General features: G+C 68.9%; 15 protein-coding genes and 1 pseudogene. 10 read left to right on the forward strand and 6 right to left on the reverse strand.

Translation table 11 applies throughout. From position 1 onward, the window contains the following. Nucleotides 1-67: 67 nt before the first annotated feature. From B141_RS0120050 to B141_RS0120060, 3 genes are all read right to left on the reverse strand, one after another. Nucleotides 68-1282: a glycosyltransferase gene (locus B141_RS0120050; RefSeq protein ID WP_020576972.1), complete on the reverse strand. Its 1215-nt coding sequence runs from the start codon at nt 1280-1282 to the stop codon at nt 68-70. A 43-nt stretch (nt 1283-1325) separates the two neighbouring features. Beyond that, on the reverse strand, nt 1326-2453 hold the full coding sequence (locus tag B141_RS0120055) for a glycosyltransferase family 4 protein (protein WP_020576973.1): 1128 nt from the start codon (nt 2451-2453) through the stop codon (nt 1326-1328). Between the two features lie 188 nt (nt 2454-2641). After that, nucleotides 2642-5584: a S8 family serine peptidase gene (locus B141_RS0120060; RefSeq protein ID WP_020576974.1), complete on the reverse strand. Its 2943-nt coding sequence runs from the start codon at nt 5582-5584 to the stop codon at nt 2642-2644. A 538-nt stretch (nt 5585-6122) separates the two neighbouring features. On the opposite strand from B141_RS0120060, the gene B141_RS0120065 reads away from it, so the two are divergent. Then, entirely contained in the window at nt 6123-7739 is a 1617-nt protein-coding gene (locus B141_RS0120065; RefSeq protein ID WP_020576975.1) for an acyl-CoA mutase large subunit family protein, read from the forward strand. Nucleotides 7740-7840: 101 nt separating this feature from the next. Here the strand turns inward: B141_RS0120065 and B141_RS41695 are convergent, their stop codons facing one another. After that, complete coding sequence (locus B141_RS41695) at nt 7841-8806, reverse strand: type IV toxin-antitoxin system AbiEi family antitoxin (protein WP_020576976.1); 966 nt, start codon at nt 8804-8806, stop codon at nt 7841-7843. A 312-nt stretch (nt 8807-9118) separates the two neighbouring features. Here B141_RS41695 and B141_RS0120080 point away from each other — a divergent pair, with 312 nt between their 5' ends. The 8 genes from B141_RS0120080 to B141_RS0120115 all read left to right on the forward strand — a co-directional run bounded on the left by B141_RS0120080 (nt 9119) and on the right by B141_RS0120115 (nt 18848). Further along, entirely contained in the window at nt 9119-10342 is a 1224-nt protein-coding gene (locus B141_RS0120080; protein ID WP_237742745.1) for an amidohydrolase, read from the forward strand. 294 nt (nt 10343-10636) lie between these two features. Further along, a complete protein-coding gene (locus tag B141_RS0120085; RefSeq protein WP_420313599.1) occupies nt 10637-11737 on the forward strand; it encodes a BMP family lipoprotein in 1101 nt (366 codons plus the stop codon). 152 nt (nt 11738-11889) lie between these two features. Beyond that, nucleotides 11890-13458, forward strand: a complete 1569-nt coding sequence (locus B141_RS0120090) for an ABC transporter ATP-binding protein (protein ID WP_020576980.1) — start codon at nt 11890-11892, stop codon at nt 13456-13458. 152 nt (nt 13459-13610) lie between these two features. Continuing rightward, nucleotides 13611-14741 carry an ABC transporter permease gene (locus B141_RS0120095; RefSeq protein WP_020576981.1) on the forward strand — a complete coding sequence of 377 codons (1131 nt, stop codon included), beginning with the start codon at nt 13611-13613 and terminating at the stop codon, nt 14739-14741. Then, entirely contained in the window at nt 14738-16033 is a 1296-nt protein-coding gene (locus B141_RS0120100; protein ID WP_020576982.1) for an ABC transporter permease, read from the forward strand. Before B141_RS0120095 ends, B141_RS0120100 begins: the two co-directional genes overlap by 4 nt. A gap of 3 nt (nt 16034-16036) precedes the next feature. Then, nucleotides 16037-16444 carry a cytidine deaminase gene (locus B141_RS0120105; RefSeq protein ID WP_020576983.1) on the forward strand — a complete coding sequence of 136 codons (408 nt, stop codon included), beginning with the start codon at nt 16037-16039 and terminating at the stop codon, nt 16442-16444. Beyond that, nucleotides 16434-17723, forward strand: coding sequence for a thymidine phosphorylase (locus tag B141_RS0120110; protein WP_157181140.1), 1290 nt, complete (start codon nt 16434-16436; stop codon nt 17721-17723). The genes B141_RS0120105 and B141_RS0120110 overlap by 11 nt, the downstream gene beginning before the upstream one ends. Nucleotides 17724-17732: 9 nt before the next feature. Beyond that, nucleotides 17733-18848: an adenosine deaminase gene (locus tag B141_RS0120115; protein ID WP_020576985.1), complete on the forward strand. Its 1116-nt coding sequence runs from the start codon at nt 17733-17735 to the stop codon at nt 18846-18848. Between the two features lie 65 nt (nt 18849-18913). On the opposite strand, the gene B141_RS0120120 is transcribed toward B141_RS0120115, so the two are convergent. Further along, nucleotides 18914-19300 carry a DoxX family protein gene (locus B141_RS0120120; RefSeq protein WP_020576986.1) on the reverse strand — a complete coding sequence of 129 codons (387 nt, stop codon included), beginning with the start codon at nt 19298-19300 and terminating at the stop codon, nt 18914-18916. A 193-nt stretch (nt 19301-19493) separates the two neighbouring features. Between B141_RS0120120 and B141_RS0120125 the strand changes: the two genes are divergently transcribed. Then, nucleotides 19494-20444 carry an RNA polymerase sigma-70 factor gene (locus tag B141_RS0120125; RefSeq protein ID WP_020576987.1) on the forward strand — a complete coding sequence of 317 codons (951 nt, stop codon included), beginning with the start codon at nt 19494-19496 and terminating at the stop codon, nt 20442-20444. Between the two features lie 107 nt (nt 20445-20551). Here the strand turns inward: B141_RS0120125 and tnpA are convergent. Continuing rightward, nucleotides 20552-21027 (reverse strand): annotated as a pseudogene (tnpA, locus tag B141_RS47605) (IS200/IS605 family transposase). Nucleotides 21028-21179: the final 152 nt, after the last annotated feature.

Consider the following 21179-nt stretch of genomic DNA (forward strand, 5'->3'; position numbering starts at 1 on the left):
TCGATCACAGGACGCTGCGGCGGTTCTTGATCTTCGAGACGCGGGCCGACGGCGAGATTCCTCACCCTCACCGTCCCCCAAGATCAGCCCGAGAACCCACCCCCGGATGCCAGGGCAGGGGTGCCGCCGGGCGGGTGAGGACCGTTGCCTCGTCGCTCACGGACGCGTGGACCGCGAGCATGGCGGCCACAGTCGAACCCCACGGGTAGCGTTCGGCTCGCTCGCGGGCGGCCAGCCGGCGGGCCGCCTCGGGACGGCTCAGGACCGCCCGCACCGCAGTGGCGAGAGCGGAGGGTTCGGGTTCGGCGCAGGCGCCGGACGCCAGGGTGATGAGTTCACGGCCGCCGCCGCGGTTCGCCGTCACCACCGGCGTACCACAGGCCAGCGCCTCCAGGATCGCAAGGCCGAACGTCTCATCCGGGCACAGCGACAGCGCCGCGTCGGCGTTCGCGAGTCTGGCGGCGAGTTCGTGGCGGTCCGCGACGTACGGATGGAACACCACCGGCGCCTCCCCAGCCAGCCGCACCAGCGCGTCCCGGTCGGGTCCGTCGCCGTACACGTCCAGCTGGAACGCGAAACCCTGCCGGTGCAGCTCGACCGCGGTGGCGATCGCGAGGTCCGGTCTCTTCTCGTACGACAGCCGCCCGGCGTGCACCAGACGCGCGACGCCATCACCGGACGGCCCACGCCGCCGCCGGTCGGGATGGAACGTCGCCAGATCGACGCCCAGCGGGATCCGCCGCACGCGCGCGGGTGCCTTGGCGCGGTCGCCAGATCCCGCTCCCGCACCCACCCGCGTGAACTCCTCCGCCGCGAAGCCCGACGTCACGACCACGGTGTCGAAGGTCCGCAGCAAGTACCGGTTGACAGCGTTCGATCCGGTGACCAGGCCAGCCTGCCAACGGATCCGGGGCGCGAGGTGGGTGTCGAGGCGCTCGTGCGAGAGCAGCACGCTGCCCGCGCGGCGCCGCCGGGCCCACCGCGCCGCCGTGACCATCGTCGCTTTGTCCGACACCTCGACGCTGGTGGGGCGGAGGCGGTCGAGTACGTCGTTGATCCGCCAGGGTTCGACGACCACCCGATAGTGCGTGCCGGGCAGGTACGGCGCGCGGAACGTCACCGTGAGGCCGTGCTCGTCCTCGTGCCAGGAGTCGCGCGGTCCCGGCACGAGCAGGAGCCGTTCGTGCCCGGCCCCGACGTACCCCCGTCCCAGCGCGTCCACGGCGGTCCGCAGGCCGCCGGACGTCGGGGCGTAGAAGTTCGCGAGCTGTGCGATGCGCATGTTCCCGTCCTGGAAGGCCCGCGGTCTTTTGTGAAGCGGCTGGTCAGGCGGCGAGGTCGGGCGAGGTCGGCTGCCGCAGGACCCCGCGGTAGTGGACGTCGATCAACTCGTCGAGGATGGGTTCCCAGCCGCGGTCGAGGACGGACGCCCGGGCGGCGCGGCCCATCGCGCTCCGGAGCACCGGCTCGCCGGCGAGGGAGAGGACGGCGGCGCGGAAGGCGTCCATCGCCTCCGGAGACTCCTCGGGCGGGTAGAGCAACCCCGTCTCTCCGGGCGTCACCAGGTCGAGCAGTCCGCCCGCCGCCGGCGCGACGACCGGGACGCCACTCGCCAGCGCTTCCTGGGCGGCCTGGCAGAAGGTCTCATGCGCTCCGGTGTGCACGAAGATGTCCAGCGAGGCGATCGCACGCGCCAGGTCGACGCCGCTCAACATCCCAAGCGTGGCGGCACCTGGAGCGATCGCCCGGACCTCCTCGAGCGCCGGCCCGGACCCGACGACGACGAGCCTGGTGCCGGGCAGGTCCGCCAGCCGACGGAGCAGGTGGACCCGTTTCTCCGTCGCGACCCGGCCGACGTACCCGACGAGGACCTCGCCGTCAGGTGCCAGCCGGCGACGAAGCTCGGCGTCCCGTCGGGACGGCTGGAAGAGTCGCAGGTCGACGCCCCGCGGCCAGCAGTACAACCGGGGGATCTGGTTGGCGTGCAGCTGGTCGAGTGCGGCCCGCGACGGCGCGAGGGTACGCCCGGCGCGGACGTGCATCCGGCGGGTCCACGCCCACAGAGTCCGCTCGACCCCGACGAAGCCGTACTGCTGGGCGAAGCCCACCACGTCGGTCTGGTACACCGCGACCGTCGGGATGGCGTACCGCTCGGCGGTCCGCAGCCCCGACATGCCCAGGACGAGCGGTGAAGCCAGGTGGATGAGGTCGGGCGCGAACTCCGTCACCGCCTTACGGAGAGCACCGTCCGGCAGACCGAGCGGGAAGTCGGGGTACATCGGCAGCGGCAGGCTCCTGACGCGGACAACCGGTGTACCCGCGTACGTCGTGTCGCCGGGTCCCGGTGCGACGACCAACGCCTGATGCCCTCGCCTGACCAGGTGGTCGACAAGGTGGCGGACGGAGTTCGCGACGCCGTTGACCTGGGGCAGGAAGGACTCCGCGACGACCATGATGCGCACAGCTCCACACGGTCGCGTCCCGAGGTGAACGCCCGGGACTGTTGGCGTTGCCGAGCAACGTCGGGTGCGTGAGAAAGCGAACGCCCGCCGCACCGGGTCGGGTGCGGCGGGCGTTCATCGTCGGCCGATGCGTGAGAGGTCGGGCGACCCCTCGGCTCATCAGGTCGCTCAGCGCCCGGTCATGGCCTGAGCGTGACGATCGTGCGGCCGATCTCGTTGGTGCCGTCCCCGAGGGAGAGCACGCCGAGGTAGCGGCCACCGGCGGTCAGGGAGTTCCAGGCGAGCGTCACCGTCGCGTCGCCGCCGGTCGTCGCCTGCTGGCTGGCCGGTGTCGCGGTGAGGTTTCCGGTCGCCGGGCCGACCACCCAGTCGTAGTGCTTCACCGTCCCCTTGGTCTGGCCGGTCGGCAGGGCGTACTGAACGACGTACACGGAGTACGTCCCGGCCGCGCTGAGGGTCACCGACTCCTCGGAGGTACCGGAGGCGCTGGACCCGACCAGCTGTCCCGACGCGTTGTAGACGAACAGGTCGAGGTCCGTGCCGACGCCGTAGTCGGCGTCGTACGTCGCGAACCTGGCGAGCTTGCTGCCCGCGGGTACCTCGACCGTGACCTTGCCGACCGCTGGGCCGGTGGCCGGGCGGTTGGGGTCGAAGGAGGTGTTGACGCCGACCAGCTCCATGGTCGTGGTGTTGGCCGGGACGACGCCAGCGGCCTGCGCGGTCAGCGTGCCGGTGTAGCCGGTCTTGACCTTCAGGGTGGTGGACCCGGTGGCGCCCGTGCCAGTCACCTCGCCCGGCGTCGCGACTGCCACGCCGCGGACGGCGATCGGGCTGCGTACGTCGGTGAGGTCCTTGGCCGCGGCCTGCCAGGTCAGCGAGCCGAACGCCCACTGTCCGAGCGTGCCGGTGGTCCGCGTGACCTTCACCGTGAACTTCGCCGACTGACCCTTCTTGATCGTGAGGCGCTCGGGAGCGACCGCCACGGAGTAGCCGGCCGGCGCCTCGACCTTCGCGGTGAAGACCTGGTCGCGACCGGTCACGTTGGTGACCGCGCGGGTCACCGTCTGCTCGCCCGGCAGAGCACCGATGCTGATCGACGGGTAGTTGAGGTCACTCGGGTCGATCGAGCCGCGGGCGCACTGCGGCTTGCCGCTGCGCTGACCCGTGCCGCAGAGGAACTTCTCCCAGTCGGCCTTTCCGCTGGAGTAGACCAGGCCCGGCGTGAAGGACTCCGCCGGACGGACGTGCCCCGCGCCGAAGTCCAGTGGCGTGGCGGCGCGACCGGCCCGCTGGATGGGCTCGCCCGCGTTGTCCTTCTGGCCCGCGCTGGTCATCAGGGCCGACTTCACCCAGATCGGGGACCAGGTGGGGTTCTTGCCGATGAGGAGCGCGGCCAGGCCGGCGATGTGCGGGCTCGACATCGACGTACCCGAGTAGGCGTCCCAGTTGTTGTCGTTGTTTCCTGGCGGCGCCACCGCGGCGATCACGTCCACGCCGGGCGCGGTGATGTCAGGCTTGAGCAGGTCGCCGGCACCCGCGCGGGCCGGTCCGGCTGAGGAGAACGCCGCCATCTCCGGTGCCCGCGCCTTGACGCTCACGCTCTCCGAGAGCGAGGCGGTGGCACCCGCCGTAGCGGCGTACGCCTTGATGGCCAGGCCCGCCGCGCTGTTGACGTGAACCGTCGGAACGAAGTGGAAGTCGGCGTTGAGGGAGTTGTCAGGGTCGTTGTAGTGGACCATGCCGACCCCGCCGGCGTCGCGAACCGTCCGGCTCTTGTCGATCCGGGCGTTGTCGCCGCGCTTGCAGAGTACGACCTTGCCGATCACCTTCGCCGGGTCAAGCGAGCCGGCCTTGCAGAGCTCGGCGTCGGACGCGGACTCGCCCGCCTTGACCGCCGCGCCGGCGTCGACCAGCCCGGTGCTCGCCACCGCCGGTCCGACACCGATACCGGCGTAGGTCTGGCCCTTGCCGAGCGTGACACTCTTGGGCGACGACCGGTCGTGGGTGCTGGCCGCGACGGTCGTCACCCACGGCGAGTTGTGCGCGACGGTGCTCGCGCCCGGGCCGCTGTTGCCGGCCGAGGCCGCGACGAAGACACCGGCGTCAGCAGCGCCGAGGAAGGCCAGCTCCACCGGGTCGACGAAGGACGTCTGGGATCCGGAAATGGAGTAGTTGATCACGTCGACGCCGTCCGCGACCGCGTCGTCGATCGCCGCGACGAGGTCGACCGTGCCGCCGCTGCCGCCACCGTCGGGCTGCTGCCACAGCACCTTGTAGACGGCGATCCGCGCGGCGGGCGCCATGCCGGAGGCGGTGCCCACGGTGAGGCCGTTGATGGCCGCCGTCACGCCGTGGTTGCCGGCGGAGGTGGACGCGGTGTGCGAACCGTGACCGCCGAAGTCGCGCGGCGACTTGAACTCGCCGTCGAGCTGGTCGCCCAGGCCGCTCGCGTTGTACCAGCGGGCGCCGATCACCTTGTTGTTGCAGGCGATCCGGCCGGTCTCACCGCGGTCGCAGGTGCCCTTCCACTTACTGGAGATGGCCCGCGCGTCGGGGCGGGGTTCGGGCAGGGCCGCGAAGCTGGGGTTCTCCGGCCAGATACCGGTGTCGAGAACGCCGACGATGACGCCTTCGCCAGCGCGCGCGTCGCCGCCGAACCGCGTGTTCCAGACGCCGTCCTTGCCTTCGAGGCCGAGCATCTCCGGGGTGGACACCGTGTCCGCCTTCCGGATCTCGTTCTTCCAGACGCCGAGGACACCGGGCGTCCGGCGGAGCTTGCTGACCTGCGCCGGAGTCAGGCGGGTCGCGAAGCCGTTGAAGGCGACGCCGTAGTCACGTAGGACCGGCACGCCGGAGATCCCGCCCCTGCGGCGTACGTCGTCCCGGGACTTCTTGAGCTCGGCGCGGTACTCCTTGGCCGCCGCGGACCGGGCGTCGACCTTCCCGCCCTGGGCTGGCCTGGTCGCCGGCAGACCCTTGACGCCACCGGTGTACGACGCGAGCGGCTCGCCGTCGACCTGGACGAGGTAGAGGTCAGTGGGGGCGGACTTGGGCGCCTCGGGGAGGACGCCGGCCGATGCCGGTGCGGCGACCAGTGCCGCCACCGCCGTGGCAAGGAGCACCAGGTGGGCGGGGCGCCTTACCTTCAGGCGCGACCTCAACCCCCTGCGTCGTATGGACACGAGACATGACCTCCAGTAGGTGCACAGAGCGGGCCCGCCATGGCGAGGGTCGGCTGCTGGCGGCGGGCACCCCCGCGGCCCCCTCTCAGCCCGCCGCGCGTGGTTTCCGGACACGAGCGGACCAGGGCGGGGGTGTGGCATGGCGGCTGTGAGCCGATCGACCCACAGTGGCCGGGAGCTTAGAGGTCGGAGATCATTCGCGGGAAGGGATGTGATCAGTTCTTAACTGGCCGGGTCTGGTCCCGCGAGGTTCGTGCGGGTTTGGGATCGCCCTTTGTCCGGGCAAAAAGGACGCCGTGTCCGGAGAGTCGCGGGTGCGTGGCAGCTGGCGGCCGTTGGCCGAGTGAACGTCGTCGCCGGCGGCGCGCCGGACGCCTGAGCCATCCGGTCCTGCCCGCCTCGTGCGCCGTACGCTGGCGGCATCTGGGTCAGACCAGCCCAACTGACACCGTGCCCTCGACGTGGAGGCGATTGCAGGATGAAGGACCGCGCGGAGTCGGCGGCGTCGCGGCCCGCCGGCCGGCCGTCGGAGTCGGGGTTTGCCATCGAGCCGGTCTACGGTCCGGACGACCTCCCCGGATGGGTGCCGGCCGAGAAACTCGGCGAGCCCGGCAGGTATCCGTACACCCGGGGCGTCTACCCGACGATGTACACCGGCCGCACCTGGACGATGCGCCAGTACGCCGGCTTTGGGACCGCCGTCGAGTCCAACCGCCGCTACCACCAGCTCATCGAGGCGGGCAGCGCTGGCCTGTCGGTGGCGTTCGACCTGCCCACCCAGATGGGCTACGACTCCGACGCTCCCGTGGCGCACGGTGAGGTCGGCAAGGTCGGTGTCGCGATCGACTCGGTCGAGGACATGCGCCTGCTCTTCGACGGGATCCCGCTCGACCGGGTGTCGACGTCGATGACGATCAACGCTCCGGCCGCGGTGCTTCTCCTGCTGTACCAACTCGTGGGGGAGGAGCACGGGGTCGCGCCCGGGCTGCTGAGCGGCACCATCCAGAACGACGTCCTGAAGGAGTACATCGCCCGCGGCACCTACATCTACCCGCCGAAGGCCTCGCTGCGCTTGGTGTCCGACATCTTCCGCTACTGTCAACGCGAGCTTGCGCGCTTCAACACGATCTCGATCTCGGGCTATCACATGGCCGAGGCGGGTGCGACGCCCGCGCAGGAGATCGCGTTCACCCTCGCCAACGGGATCGAGTACGTCCGGGCCGCGATCGGTGCAGGCCTGGACGTCGACGAGTTCGCGCCGCGGCTGTCGTTCTTCTTCGTGGCCCGCACCTCGCTGCTGGAGGAGGTCGCGAAGTTCCGGGCCGCCCGGCGGATCTGGGCGAAGGTGATGCGGGAGGAGTTCGGGTCGCGCGACCCCCGGAGCCAGATGCTTCGGTTCCACACCCAGACGGCCGGGGTTCAGCTGACCGCGCAACAACCGGAGATCAACCTGGTGCGGGTCGCGATCCAGGGCCTGGCCGCGGTGCTGGGTGGCACGCAGTCGCTGCACACGAACGCCTACGACGAAGCGATCGCGCTGCCCACCGAGAAGGCTGCCCGGCTGGCGCTGCGTACCCAGCAGGTCCTGGCGTACGAAACCGACGTCACCAAGACCGTCGACCCGTTCGCGGGTTCGTACGCCGTGGAGTCGCTCACCGAGGAGGTCGAGGAGGCGGCGCTGGAGTTGATGGCAACAGTGGAAGACCTCGGCGGTGCGGTTGCCGCGATCGAGAAGGGCTACCAGAAGGCGGAGATCGAGCATTCGGCGTACCGCATCGCCCGCGAGATCGACAACGGTGAGCGCGTGGTGGTAGGCGTGAACAGGTTCACGGTGGCGGAGGAGGAGCCGTACGAACCACTGCGCGTCGACCCGGCGATCGAGGAGGCGCAGCGCTCCCGGCTGGCCAAGCTCCGGGCGAACCGCTCGTCTGCCGACGTCGAACGCCACCTGGCCGCGCTGCGGGCGGCGGCGGCCGGGACCGACAACGTGCTCTATCCCATGAAGGCCGCCCTGGCCGCGCGCGCGACAGTGGGCGAGGTCTGCGACGCGCTGCGCGAGGTGTGGGGCGTCTACACCCCCACCGACGCCCTCTGACCTCTCCGACCTAGCCTGACCGTGATCATGACCTGAGTTATGAAGGTTTTCGGGAGCTATGGCCCCTTCTGCCTTCATGATCTTGGTAGCGAACGTCCCTATCATGCGACTACCTCACCAACGGCGCAGGTAGGCCCGCATGGCCCCGCCCAACTCGTCCAGCCGTTGGCGCGCAGGACCTGCGCCACCTGTGCTGCTACCCGGCAGCTGTTGGTCGTGGTGTCCGTCCAGCCATAGCGGAGGGTGTCGCGCCCTCGCGTGGTCGCGAGATTGTCCCGTTGGTAGTCGCGGAACTTTCCGTCCGTCTCGTGGCCGAGGCGGCCGTCCAACTCGACGATCAGCTTGTACGCGTCGTACTCCACATCAGTCCGGTTGCTCCGACCGCCCACTTGGTGGCGTCGCTGTCGGCGTCCTTCGGGGAGTCCGTGAGCGCGCTCGACCTTCCTGACGTAGGCCACCTCGAGTGGTGATTCGGCGCCTGCGGATACCTCCGAGAGGATCTCGTTGATCGTCTTTCGCCATCGGATCTTCTTGCGAGCGTCGAGTGCTATACCGAGCCGTTCAGGTGTCGTACGACGGCGTTGACAGGCGACCGTGAGCAACGACACCACCTGCTCGGGGCGGCCGGCTCGGTCGATCAGGTCGAGGATCGTGTCTTCCGGCCTGGTGATCGGGGGAAACCGGGTGGGATGCCGGGACTCGTCGAGCCGGGTCGCGTAGTGGATCTGAACGCTGGCGAGGCTGGCGACCCTCCGGTGGACCGGGATCGTGACCTGGATCCTGCGGGGGGATGCGTCGAGAATTCCCCAGAGTTCGGCGGCAGTCTCATGGCTGAGTGTCGCGCCGTCTCCCGCGTAGAGCAGGGCCGCCCAGATCTGCGACACGCGCGGCAACGGCCCGCTGAACGTGGCGTAGACGCGGGGGTGTACCCGTTGCCAGCGACCGGCGCGTACTTCCATGCGCGCCAGATCGGCGCTGAGGCTGGCGCGGCTTATCTGCCGGCGGGCGATCATGCCGGCCTGGCGTTCGACATCGGCGCGAAGGGCGGGAGGAAGGTCCTTGATCACGGATCAACGGTGACGTTCAACTCAAGGCCGCGTGCGTTTCGAAGGCCAGATTGTGGATGGCTTTGCCGGACGGGCTCTTGTGGATGAAATCGCCGCAGCCCCTGTGATCATGAAGCCAGACGGGGCTATACGTCCCGAAACCATTCATGAACGCGATCATGATCACGGGGCAGTCGAGCGGGGTGGGAATGCTGTTCCGAGTGGGGCACCTCCTCGGTGGGAAGGATGGGTCGTGACGGAGGGAGGGTGGCAACGCTCCGTGAAGGGTGGGGTGGCGTGGGTCACAACAAAGGTGAGGTGGACAATCAAACGGTGCACCTCGATTCCGAAGTCGCTGCCGAGGTGGACCGGCTCGCCAAGACTTACGCCGACGAGCTGATCGTCTTTCGGCGCGACCTCCACGCTCATCCCGAGCCCAGCCGGGAGGAGGTCCGTACGACCAAGGCCGTCGCGGACCGGCTTCTTGCCGCCGGTCTCACGCCCTCGACACTGTCGGTGGGCACCGGCCTGACCTGCGACATCGGGCCGTCGGCCCCGCACATGGGCCGGGTGGCGTTGCGCGCCGACCTCGATGCGCTGCGGGTCGCCGACGAGAAGTCCGTGGCCTACCGCTCGACCCGGCCGGGTGTCTGTCACGCCTGCGGCCACGATGTTCACACTGCGGTGGTGTTGGGCGCCGGGCTCGTCCTGGCGGAGCTGGCCGCGACGGGGATGCTCCGCCACGGCGTACGCCTGATCTTCCAGCCGTCGGAGGAGGTCATCCCCGGCGGTGCGCTCGACGTGATCGAGGCGGGCGGTCTCGACGGGGTCGACCAGATCTTCGGTCTGCACTGCGACCCGCGCCTCGACGTCGGGATGGTTGGCCTGCGGACCGGGTCCCTCACGTCCGCGGCCGACCGGGTGCACGTACGCCTGACCGGGCCGGGCGGCCACACGGCGCGCCCGCACCTGTCCGCCGATCTCATCCATGCACTCGGCACGCTGGTGAGCCAGCTGCCGTCCGCCCTGTCGCGGCGGGTGGACCCGAGGTCGGGACTCACGCTCGTCTGGGGTCGGGTCCACGCGGGTGCCGCGGCCAACGCGATCCCCATGGAGGGTGAGGCTGAGGGCACGCTCCGTTGCCTCGACGCGCGGGTGTGGGAGACAGCCGCGGACCTGGTGCCAGCGCTCGTCCGCGACATCGTCGCGCCGTACGGCGTCGGTGTCGAGGCCGAGGTGCACCGAGGGGTGCCGCCGGTTGTCAATGACCCGTTGGCGGTGTCCCTCATGCAGGACGCGGTGGAGTCGACGCTCGGACGCGGCGCGGTCGCGACCACCGAGCAGAGCCTTGGTGGCGAGGACTTCGCCTGGTATCTCATGCGGGTACGCGGTTGCATGGCCCGGCTCGGTGTGCGGGCACCCGGCAACCCGATGCCGTACGACCTGCACCAGGGCACCTTCGACGTCGACGAGCACGCCATCGTCGTGGGGGTACGCCTGCTCGTCGCCGCCGCCCTGCTCGCCGGCGGATGGGACGAGGCCCTCACCGGATCCTGATCCGGATCTGTCCCGCGATCTTGCCGGCGGCGACCTGATTCAGCGCGGGCATTCGCCTACAGGCAGGTAACACAGGAGATCATCCGGCTCGGCCCAAAGGTCACGGGACGGTCTCACGTGCCTGCAGGTGACCTCGGGTGTCTTCCCCTGAAACGGGCGCGCCTTATAGTCACCCATGCGCATTGCTCGGCGCCCGCAGGCGCGACAGGTGGCGTGCGCGCGCATCCACCAAAGTCTCGCTTAGGAGGGCGGCACTTGAGTAAGTACCTGAAGGGCCTCGCTGTTCTTGGCGCGATGACGCTGGTCGTCACCGCGTGTGGGAGCAGGCCAACTGAAAGCAATCAGTCGGAGGGGTCAGACAAGACGAACTCGGCGAGTCCGCAGGCGGGGGCCAAGGATTTCCGGGCCTGCATGGTTTCGGACTCGGGTGGATTCGACGACAAGTCCTTCAACCAGACGTCCTACAAGGGTCTGTTGGACGCCAAAAAGGAACTCGGCGTCTCCTCGTCCACCGCCGAAAGCAAGTCGGACGGTGACTATCCCAAGAACGTCGGCGGCATGGTCGACGCGAAGTGCAACGTCATCGTCACGGTGGGCTTCAAGCTCGGTGACCAGACGGCGATCTCCGCGTCCGAGAACCCCACCATCAAGTTCGGCATCGTCGACTACGACATCAAGGCGACCGACCTCAAGAAGACCAACCTCAAAGAGGTCCCGACCAACGTCAAGTCGCTGCTGTTCAACACCGCGCAGTCGAGCTTCCTCGCGGGTTACCTCGCCGCCGGCATGAGCAAGAGCGGCAAGGTCGGCACGTTCGGCGGGCTTCCCATCCCGACCGTCACCATCTTCATGGACGGGTTCTGGGAAGGCGTTCAGTACTTCAACCAGCAGAAGAAAAAGAACGTCCAGGTGCTCGGCTGGAACGAAACCACCCAGAAGGGCTTGTTCACCAACGACTTCGAGAACAAAGCCCAGGGCAAGAACACCGCCAGCAACCTCATCAGCCAGGGCGCCGACATCGTCTTCCCGGTGGCCGGCCCGGCCGGACTCGGTGGCCTCGAGGCCGCGAAAGCCTCCGGCGGCAAGGTGAACGCCATCTGGGTCGACACCGACGGCTGTGTGAGCGCGCCGGAGTACTGCAATGTCCTACTGACCAGCGTCGACAAGGGCATGGACGTCGCGGTCCAGGACGTCATCACCACGTCGTTCCAGGACAAGTTCGACAACACGCCGTACGTCGGCACGCTGGACAACGGCGGCACCGGACTCGCGCCGTACCACGAGTGGGACAGCAAGATTCCGGCGGATCTCAAGGCCGAGATCGACCAGCTCAAGAAGGACATCATCGACGGCAAGATCGCCATCAAGTCGAAGGTGCAGCCGCAATCCCAGTGACCACTGCGGTGTCGGCGTCGTCCACGGGCCGAGGAGGAGGGGCACCGGCTGTCCGGTGTCCCCCTCCTCACCTGGAGTCCGTATGCCTCACACACGCGCGGGTCTGAGGAGCCTGACATGATCCAAGGGACGCCCCCTGGAGGAGTCGCCCTGTGAAGCTCGAACTCCGCGGGCTCACCAAGAGGTTCGGGTCCCTGGTCGCCAACGACCATATCGACCTCACCGTCGAGTCGGGCGAAATCCATTGCCTGCTTGGTGAGAACGGTGCCGGCAAGAGCACCCTCATGAACGTCCTCTACGGACTTCTGCAGCCGGACGAGGGGAGCGTCCTCCTCGACGGCGAACCCCTGACGTGTACGTCGCCTGGTGCGGCGATCGCCGCCGGGATCGGCATGGTGCACCAGCACTTCATGCTTGTGCCGGTGTTCACGGTCGCCGAGAACGTCATGCTGGGAAGGGAACGCACCCGTGGTCTCGGCGTTCTCGACCAGCGTGCGGCGCGGACCCTCGTCCGGGAACTCTCCGAGCGCTACGGCCTCGCGGTCGATCCCGACGCCCGGGTCGAGGACATCCCGGTCGGCGTCCAGCAGCGGGTCGAGATTCTCAAGGCACTCGCCAACGAGGCAAAGGTTCTGATCCTCGACGAGCCGACGGCGGTCCTCACCCCGCAGGAGATCGACGAGCTCATCGAGGTGATGCGGGCGCTCAAGCGCAACGGCACCTCGGTCATCTTCATCACGCACAAGCTCAAGGAGGTCCGCGCGATCGCCGACCGGATCACCGTGATCCGGCGCGGCAAGGTGGTCGCGACGGTGGCCCCCGACACCTCCGAAAGCGAACTCGCCGAACTCATGGTCGGCCGGCCGGTGCAACTCCAGGTTGACAAGCGTGCGGGGACCAACCTGGGCGGCGCCAAACTGGCGGTCGAAGGACTCGACGTCGTTGACCCGCAAGGCTTCCTTGCGGTCGACGGGGTTTCCTTCGAGGTCAGGGGTGGCGAGATCCTCGGGATCGCCGGGGTCCAGGGCAACGGCCAGACCGAGCTCGTCGAAGCTTTGATGGGCCTGACCGCCGCGGCGTCGGGCTCCGTCAAGCTGGGCGGACGCGAACTCGTCGGAGCGGGCCCGCGCGAGCATCTCGAGGCCGGCATCGGCTACATCCCCGAGGACCGTTCCCACGACGGGTACGTGGGAACGTTCTCAGTCGCCGAGAACCTCATCCTCGACCTGCACAGCCGCGCGCCCTTCTCCAGGAACGGCACGCTTTCGCCGGCCGCGATCCGGGCGAACGCCGCCCAGCGGGTGGAGGAGTTCGACGTCCGCACCCAGTCGGTGGAGACGGAAGTCAGTGCCCTGTCCGGTGGAAACCAGCAGAAGGTCGTGCTGGCGCGTGAGCTGTCGAGGCCGCTGGAACTCCTGATCGCCGCGCAGCCGACCCGCGGGCTCGACGTCGGCTCGATCGAGTTCGTTCACAACCGGATCGTCCGCGAACGCGACCAGGGCACCGCAGTGCTCATCGTGTCCACCGAACTCGAGGAGATCGTGGCGCTGTCTGACCGGATCGCGGTGATGTACCGCGGACGGATCGTCGGCATCGTCGGCCCCGACACCTCCTGGGACCAGCTGGGTTGCATGATGGCCGGCATCCCGCCCGAAGAAGCGGCCCAGCAGGCCGAGGAGAACCCCACCGTGCTTGGTGCCCTGGAGGACGCGCATGAGTGAGCGAAGCGAGCTCATCATCAAGCACAGCGTCTTGGGTGCCTCATGCGCGCCCGGAGCGAAGCGAGGACGCGCATGAGTGAGCGAAGCGAGCTCATCATCAAGCACAGCGTCTTGGGTGCCTCATGCGCGCCCGGAGCGAAGCGAGGACGCGCATGAGTCGACCATGGGTGCGGGAGCTGGTGGTGAGCTTTGCCGCCGTCATCCTCGCGTTGGTGGTGGGCGCCGTTCTCATCATCGTGAGCGACGCCGACGTGGCCGCGACCTGGGGATACTTCTTCTCGTATCCGCCGGACGCGTTGCAGGCCTCGTGGACCGCGGTGTCCGATGCCTACACCTCGTTGTTCCTTGGTGCGTTGGGCGGTTGGAAACCGATCAGCGAGACGCTCGTCCAGGCGACGCCGCTGATCTGCGCGGGGCTCGGGGTTTCGCTGGCGTTCCGCGCCGGGCTCTTCAACATCGGTGCGCAGGGGCAGCTGATCGCCGGCGCACTGTGCGCGGGATGGGTCGGGTTCAGCTTCGAGTTGCCCGTCGTCGTCCACCTCCTGCTGGCCCTGGCGGCGGGTCTCTTCGGCGGTGCGGTCTGGGGCGGCCTCGTCGGCCTGCTCAAGGCCCGCACGGGCGCGCACGAAGTGATCCTCACGATCATGCTCAACTACGTCGCGCTCTATCTCCTGCAGTGGTTGTTGACGACTGACGTTCTCCAACGGCCCGGGCGTAACGACCCGATCAGCCCGGTCGTGGAGCAGACCGCGCAGTTCCCGAACTGGCCCGGCACCCGCCTGCACCTGGGATTCCTGGTCGCGCTTCTTGCGGTCGCCGCGGTCTGGTGGTTGCTGGCGCGTTCCACCACCGGCTTCCAGCTGCGGGCCGTCGGCGCCAACCCCGAGGCGGCGCGGACCGCCGGCATGAGTGTCGGTCGGGCCTACACCATCGCGATGCTCGCGGCGGGAGCCCTGGCCGGGTTGGCGGGAGCGCAGCAGGTGCTCGGCACCGACTACCCGCTGACTGACGGAATCGCCGGCTCCGTGGGCTTCGACTCCATCACGGTCGCGCTCCTCGGCCGCGCCTCGCCGATCGGCACTGTCGTCGCCGGGCTGGTGTTCGGTGCACTGAACGCCGGAGGCCTCCAGATGCAGCTGCAGACGCAGACACCGCTCACCCTGACCACCGTCCTCCAGGCCACGATCGTGCTGTTCATCGCCGCGCCCGCGCTGGTCCGTGCGGTGTTCCGAATCCGCGCCGAAGGCACCGGCACAGTGCTCGCCAAAGGCTGGAACGCATGAACGACGCCACCACCACGCTGACCCGGGAGACGGCACCCGTGCCGGCCACGCTGGAGTCCCCGGACGAACGCCGCCGCCGGATCCGGATGGGCGTCCTCGCGCTGGTGCTCGCCGGCATCGGTGTGCTCCTCGCCGCGTTCACGGCGCCCGAGACGGTGACCTTCGCCCTCTCCGGCCAGCTCGCGGACTCACCGCTGTCGGCGATCAAGCTGCCCGCGCTTCCGGTGGCGCTCGCCCTTGCCGCCTGCACCGTTGCGGTCGCGCTGGCGCACCTGCTGCGTGGACTGTCGGGACGGCTCGGCGTGCTGCTCTGGGCCGTGTTCGGTCTGGCGTTCGTCGTGACGTTCCTGTGCTGGGCCGCCGCCGGCAAGACGTTCCCGCTGACCAACCAGCTGCAGGGGACGCTCAACCTCGCGACGCCCCTCATCCTGGGGGCGCTGGCGGGAGTCCTGTGTGAGCGGGCCGGCGTCATCAACGTCGCGATCGAGGGGCAGTTCCTCGCGGGGGCGTTCGCGGCTGCGGTGCTCGCGACGGTGACGGGCAGCCTGCTGGCCGGTGTTGTCGCCGCGGTCCTCGCGGGCGTGCTGATCGCCGCGATGCTCGCGGTCTTCGCGATCCGCTACCGCGTCAACCAGGTCGTGCTCGGTGTGGTCCTGGTGGTCTTCGCGTCCGGGATCACCGGCTTCCTGTTCGACCAGTTCGTCAAGGGAGAGTCGGCGAAGTTCAACAACCCCGGCGTCATGTCGGCGGTGCCGATCCCGGTGCTGTCCAGCATTCCCGTCATCGGTGAGACGTTCTTCCGGCAGACCCTGCTCGTCTACACGATGTACGCCGCGGTCGCGATCGTGACGTTCGTTCTCTTCAAGACCCGTTGGGGTCTGCGGGTCCGTGCGGTCGGTGAGCACCCGCGCGCGGCCGACACGGTGGGCATCAAGGTGCTGCGGGTGCGCTACCAGGCGGTGCTGGCCGGCGGAGTGGTCGCCGGGCTCGGTGGGGCGTTCTTCACCGTCGGATTCACCGGCGGCTTCGACAAGGACCTGACCGCGGGACAGGGGTTCATCGCGCTGGCTGCGCTCATCATGGGTCGCTGGCACCCGCTGGGCGCGACGATCGCGGCGTTGTTCTTCGGGTTCACCCAACAGTTGCAGGGACAGCTGCAGATCATCGAGACGCCGATCCCGAGCGAGCTGCTGATCATGGCGCCCTACCTCGCGACAGTCGTTGCCGTGGCGGGACTTGTCGGGCGGGTCCGCGCGCCGAAGGCCGACGGCGAGCCATACGTGAAAGGTTGAAGCGTGGATGTCGATTGGGACGCGCTGCGGGCCGCGGCGCGGGAGGCGATGACGCACGCCTATGCGCCGTACTCGCGGTTCCCGGTGGGTGCGGCGGCGCTCACCGCCACCGGCCGGATCGTGGTCGGTTGCAACGTCGAGAACGCGTCGTACGGCATGACGTTGTGCGCCGAATGCGGGCTCGTGTCGGCCCTGCACGCAAGCGGCGGCGGCCGGCTGGTGGCCTTCACCTGCTGCGATGGTGCGGGTGCGCGGTTGATGCCGTGCGGTCGCTGCCGGCAGCTGTTGTGGGAGCACGGCGGACCGGACCTACTGGTCGACGGTGTGAGCGGGATCCAGCCCATGCGCGAGGTCCTTCCCGACGCCTTCGGCCCCGATCATCTGAATACCGAAGGGCCGGCTGGTGACTGAGTTCGACGCGGTCGATGTCATTCGTACGAAGCGGGACGGCGGGAGCCTGTCCGGCGACCAGATCGACTGGGTGATCGACGCCTACACCCGGGGAGCCGTCGCCGACGAACAGATGTCGGCGTTGCTGATGGCGATCCTGCTGCGCGGCATGAACGTCGACGAGATCGCCCGCTGGACGCAGGCGATGATCGCGTCGGGGGAGCGGCTGGACTTCGCTGGTGTGGGCCGACCCACCGCCGACAAGCATTCGACGGGGGGTGTCGGTGACAAGATCACCTTGCCGCTGGCGTCCGTGGTCGCGGCCTGCGGGGTCGCGGTGCCGCAGCTGTCGGGTCGCGGGCTCGGGCACACCGGCGGCACGCTCGACAAGCTGGAATCGATCCCGGGCTGGCGGGCCAGCCTGGCCTACGACGAGATCGTCAACCAGCTCCGCGATGTCGGCGCGGTGATCTGCGCGCCGACCGACACCCTTGCACCGGCCGACCGGAAGCTCTACGCGTTGCGCGACGTCACCGGCACGGTCGAGTCGATCCCGCTGATCGCCAGCTCGATCATGTCCAAGAAGATCGCCGAGGGTACGCAGGCGCTGGTCCTGGACGTCAAGGTGGGGTCGGGCGCGTTCATGAAGAACGTCGACGACGCCCGCGAGCTCGCCGCCACCATGGTCGAGCTGGGCGCGGCGGCCGGCGTCCGCACCGTCGCGCTCCTGACCAACATGGCGAGCCCGCTGGGCCGCACCGCGGGCAATGCGCTCGAGGTACGCGAGTCGCTGGAGGTGCTCGCCGGCGGTGGGCCATCAGACGTGGTGGAGCTGACGGTCACCCTGGCCCGGGAGATGCTGGCCGCGGCCGGGGTCGAGGGTGACATTGACCCCACCGATGTGCTCAAGGACGGCACCGCGATGGACGTCTGGCGCCGGATGATCCGGTCCCAGGGCGGCGATCCGGACGCGCCGTTGCCGCGCGCCCGCGAGACCCACGACATCCTCGCGCCCACCGAGGGTGTCCTCGTCGAGCTCGACGCCTACCAGGTTGGTGTCGCGGCCTGGCGCCTCGGCGCGGGGCGTTCCCGCAAGGAGGACCCGGTGTCGGCGGCGGCCGGCGTCGAGTTGCACGCCAAGCCGGGCGCCCATGTCCGGGCCGGCCAACCCGTGCTCACGTTGCACGCTGATGATCCGGGGAGATTCCCTAGGGCGGTCGAGGCGCTGAAGGGAGCGATCACGATCGCCCCCGCAGGCGCGCGCCCCGACCAGCCGTTGGTGATCGACCGGCTGGGGTAGGAAGGTGCCATGAAGCCCAGCCCTGACGAGATCGCCCGCGCACCGAAGGTGCTGCTCCATGATCACCTCGACGGTGGCCTGCGGCCGCGGACCGTGGTCGAGCTGGCCGCGGAGGTGGGGCACGAGCTGCCGAGCACCGATCCGGAGCGGCTCGACCGGTGGTTCCAGGAGTCGGCGGACTCGGGGTCCTTGGAGCGCTATCTCGAGACGTTCGCTCACACCGTCGCCGTCCTCCAGACTCCGGACGCGCTGGCGAGGGCTGCTGCCGAGTGTGCCGAGGACCTTGCCCGCGATGGTGTGGTGTACGCCGAGGTGCGGTACGCGCCCGAGCAACACCTGTCGGCCGGGCTCACCCTCGACGGGGTCGTGGAGGCGGTCCGCGACGGTTTCGCGGCGGGTGAGAAGCGGGCCGCGGCGGCCGGCCGGCCGATCGTCGTACGCCAGATCCTGACCGCGATGCGGCATGCGGCCCGGTCGATGGAGATCGCCGAGCTGGTGGTGAGGTACCGCGACGACGGTGTGGTGGGTTTTGACATCGCCGGTGCGGAGGCCGGATATCCACCCACCCGGCATCTGGACGCTTTCGAATACCTCCAGCGGGAGAACGCCCATTTCACTATCCACGCCGGCGAAGGCTTCGGCCTGCCGTCGATCTGGCAAGCCATCCAGTGGTGTGGGGCCGACCGGCTCGGCCACGGCGTCCGGCTCGTTGACGACATTTCGGTAGGACCGCGCGGGGACGTCCAGCTCGGCCGGCTCGCGGCGTACGTCCGTGACAAGCGAATTCCGCTGGAGCTGTGTCCTTCGTCCAACGTCCAGACGGGTGCCGCGACCTCGCTCGCCGAGCATCCGTTCGGGTTGCTGGCGCGCCTGCGTTTCCGGGTGACGGTCAACACCGACAACCGCCTGATGAGTGGAACGTCGATGTCGGTGGAGTTCACCCGGCTTTCTGAGGCGTTCGGCTACGACCTCGCCGACTTCCAGTGGTTCACCGTGAATGCGATGAAGAGCGCGTTCCTGCCGTTCGACCAGCGGCTCGCCCTCATCAACGACGTGATCAAACCCGGCTACGCCGCCCTCGCCGCCGAGCGAGCATTCGCGCAGCTGCGCCGCGGCGAGGCCTGACGGCCTCGTCCGTCCAGGGGCCGCGGTCCACCTCGTTACGGGTGCGGCTTCGTCAGAATTCGCGGTCAGCCGGTGAAGGACTCGGGGCCGAAGCGGCCCCACGCCACGAAGACCGCCATGGCGAGATAGACCAGGTCGGCCACGATCGTTACCTTCTCGCCACGGCGGAGGCGCGTGATCAACGCACCGACAAACAGCAGGACCGTACCGACCGCGGCCAGCGGCACCAGAACCGGCGCGATGTCGAGGGCGGCGGGCAGGATCAGGCCCACCGCGCCCAGGACCTCGACGGCTCCGATGGCCTTGAGGGCTCCGGGACTGAAGTCTTCGACCCATCTCGAAGCGGCACCCATGGCGGCCATCTTCTCCTTGGGGACGATCAGCTTGCCGATGCCGCTGACCAGGAAGGCAACGGCCAGCAGTCCGGCAACGATCCACAGAGCGACGTTCATGAGGTTTCTCCTTGCGGGGCTGTCGGCGAGTCCGGCATGTCGGCCTCCTTGTCCACCATGAGATGCCGGCGACGCGATCCTTGTGACACTTCGCCTACGTGACCGGCGCAACAAAAACAGGCAGTGTCACAGAACCCCGAGTCCCGGTGTCTTGTGAGCGGCACAGTCGAGAGCGAAGAGACGGGAGCCACCCATGGCCGCGTCGGAGACCGCGCCGGAGACCGCGGCGGGAAGCATCAGCGAGGACGGCCGTCCGGACCCGGCTACTGAGGTGTTCGTCGCCCACCGCAGGCTGCTCTTCACGGTCGCCTACGAGATGCTCGGCTCGGCGGCGGATGCGGAGGACGTCCTCCAGGAGACCTGGCTGCGGTGGGCGGCCAGAAACCAGCAGGGTGATCTGGANACAGTGCGGGACCAGCGCGCGTACCTGGTCCGGATCACCACCCGGCAGGCGCTCTCCCGGCTGCGTACGCTCGGNCGGCGCAGGGAGTCCTACGTCGGCCCCTGGCTGCCCGAGCCNNTGCTNACCGCGCCNGACGTGGCCGAAGACATCGAGTTGGCTGACAGCGTCTCGATGGCGATGCTGCTGGTGCTGGAGACGCTGACGCCGACGGAGCGGGCGGTGTTCGTGCTGCGCGAGGTGTTCGATCTGGGGTACGACGAGATCGCGGAAGCCGTCGACAAGAATCCGGCCGCGGTCCGCCAGATCGCCCACCGGGCGCGGGCACACGTCGCCGCGCGCCGGCCGCGCGGGGTCGTCTCCCCGACCGAGACCCGAGCCGCGCTCGAGGCCTTCCAACGGGCGGTCGAAACNGGCGACCTGCAGGGCCTGCTCGACATCCTCGCNCCNGACGTCGTCGCCTTGAGCGACGGTGGCGGCGTCAAGCAGGCCATTCCGCGGCCCATCGTGGGAGCCGACAAGGTGGCTCGGTTGTTTGCCGTCGCCCTGGACATGGTCGGCGCGCAGATGTCGGTCAAGCCGGCACAGATCAATGGGTCCCCGGCGCTCATCATGCGGCTCAACGGCGAGATCGACGGCGTCTACTCGGTGCGGGTCGAGAACGGCCTCATCACCGGGATCTACTACGTGCGCAACCCACAGAAACTGTCGCGTATAGAGCGCGAAACCGCTATGAGCCGCTGAATCCCAGCGGTTCGCGCGCAGCGACACCGGCGGCGCTGATCGCCGAAACCGTTCAGCAGGATCTAGCGAGGAACCCCGGGCCTTCGGGCCCGGGGTGGAGTCGCTTCTTAAAGCCGGGGTGACCTGCACGGACGCACGGGTCTGCACTGTCTGCCTCGGCCGGGATGCTTCTGGTTCTCGATGTGCTCCTTCACCACGGCGAGCGGGGCGCCTGCGCAGGATGCGGCGAGGTAGGACGGGGACCAGAAGTGTTCACCCCACAGGTATTTGCGGATGTGTCCGGGGACTCCTGCCGGAGCCTGCGGGCGGAGACGCCTTTGAGGCTGCCGACGAGCCGGGACAGGGCGACTTTGGGTGGATAGTGGAGGAGCTGGTGGGCGTGGTCGGTCTCGCCGTTGAACTCCCCCGACTCCGCTCCGAAGTTGGTGCACACGTCCCGCATGACTTCCTCGCAGCGTTGAAGGGTGTCGTCGGTGAACGGTCCGTGCCGGTACTTCGGAGTGAAGACCAAGTGTGCATGGAGGGTGTAGACGACGCTACGGCCCCTGCGGATATCGGGGTTTGGCTCCCATCGTGATGACATAGACCAATGATAGGATCGTGTCCGTGGAGATCGTCGTGCAGGTGAAGCTGGTACCGGAGGCCGACCAGGCCGCCGCGTTGTCGGCGACTCTGCACACGGTCAACGAGGCTGCGAACTGGGTGTCTTCGGTGGCGTTGGAGTGTGGTGTTCCG

The sequence above is a fragment of the Actinopolymorpha alba DSM 45243 genome (assembly GCF_000373925.1).
In the GTDB taxonomy this organism is placed as follows: domain Bacteria; phylum Actinomycetota; class Actinomycetes; order Propionibacteriales; family Actinopolymorphaceae; genus Actinopolymorpha; species Actinopolymorpha alba.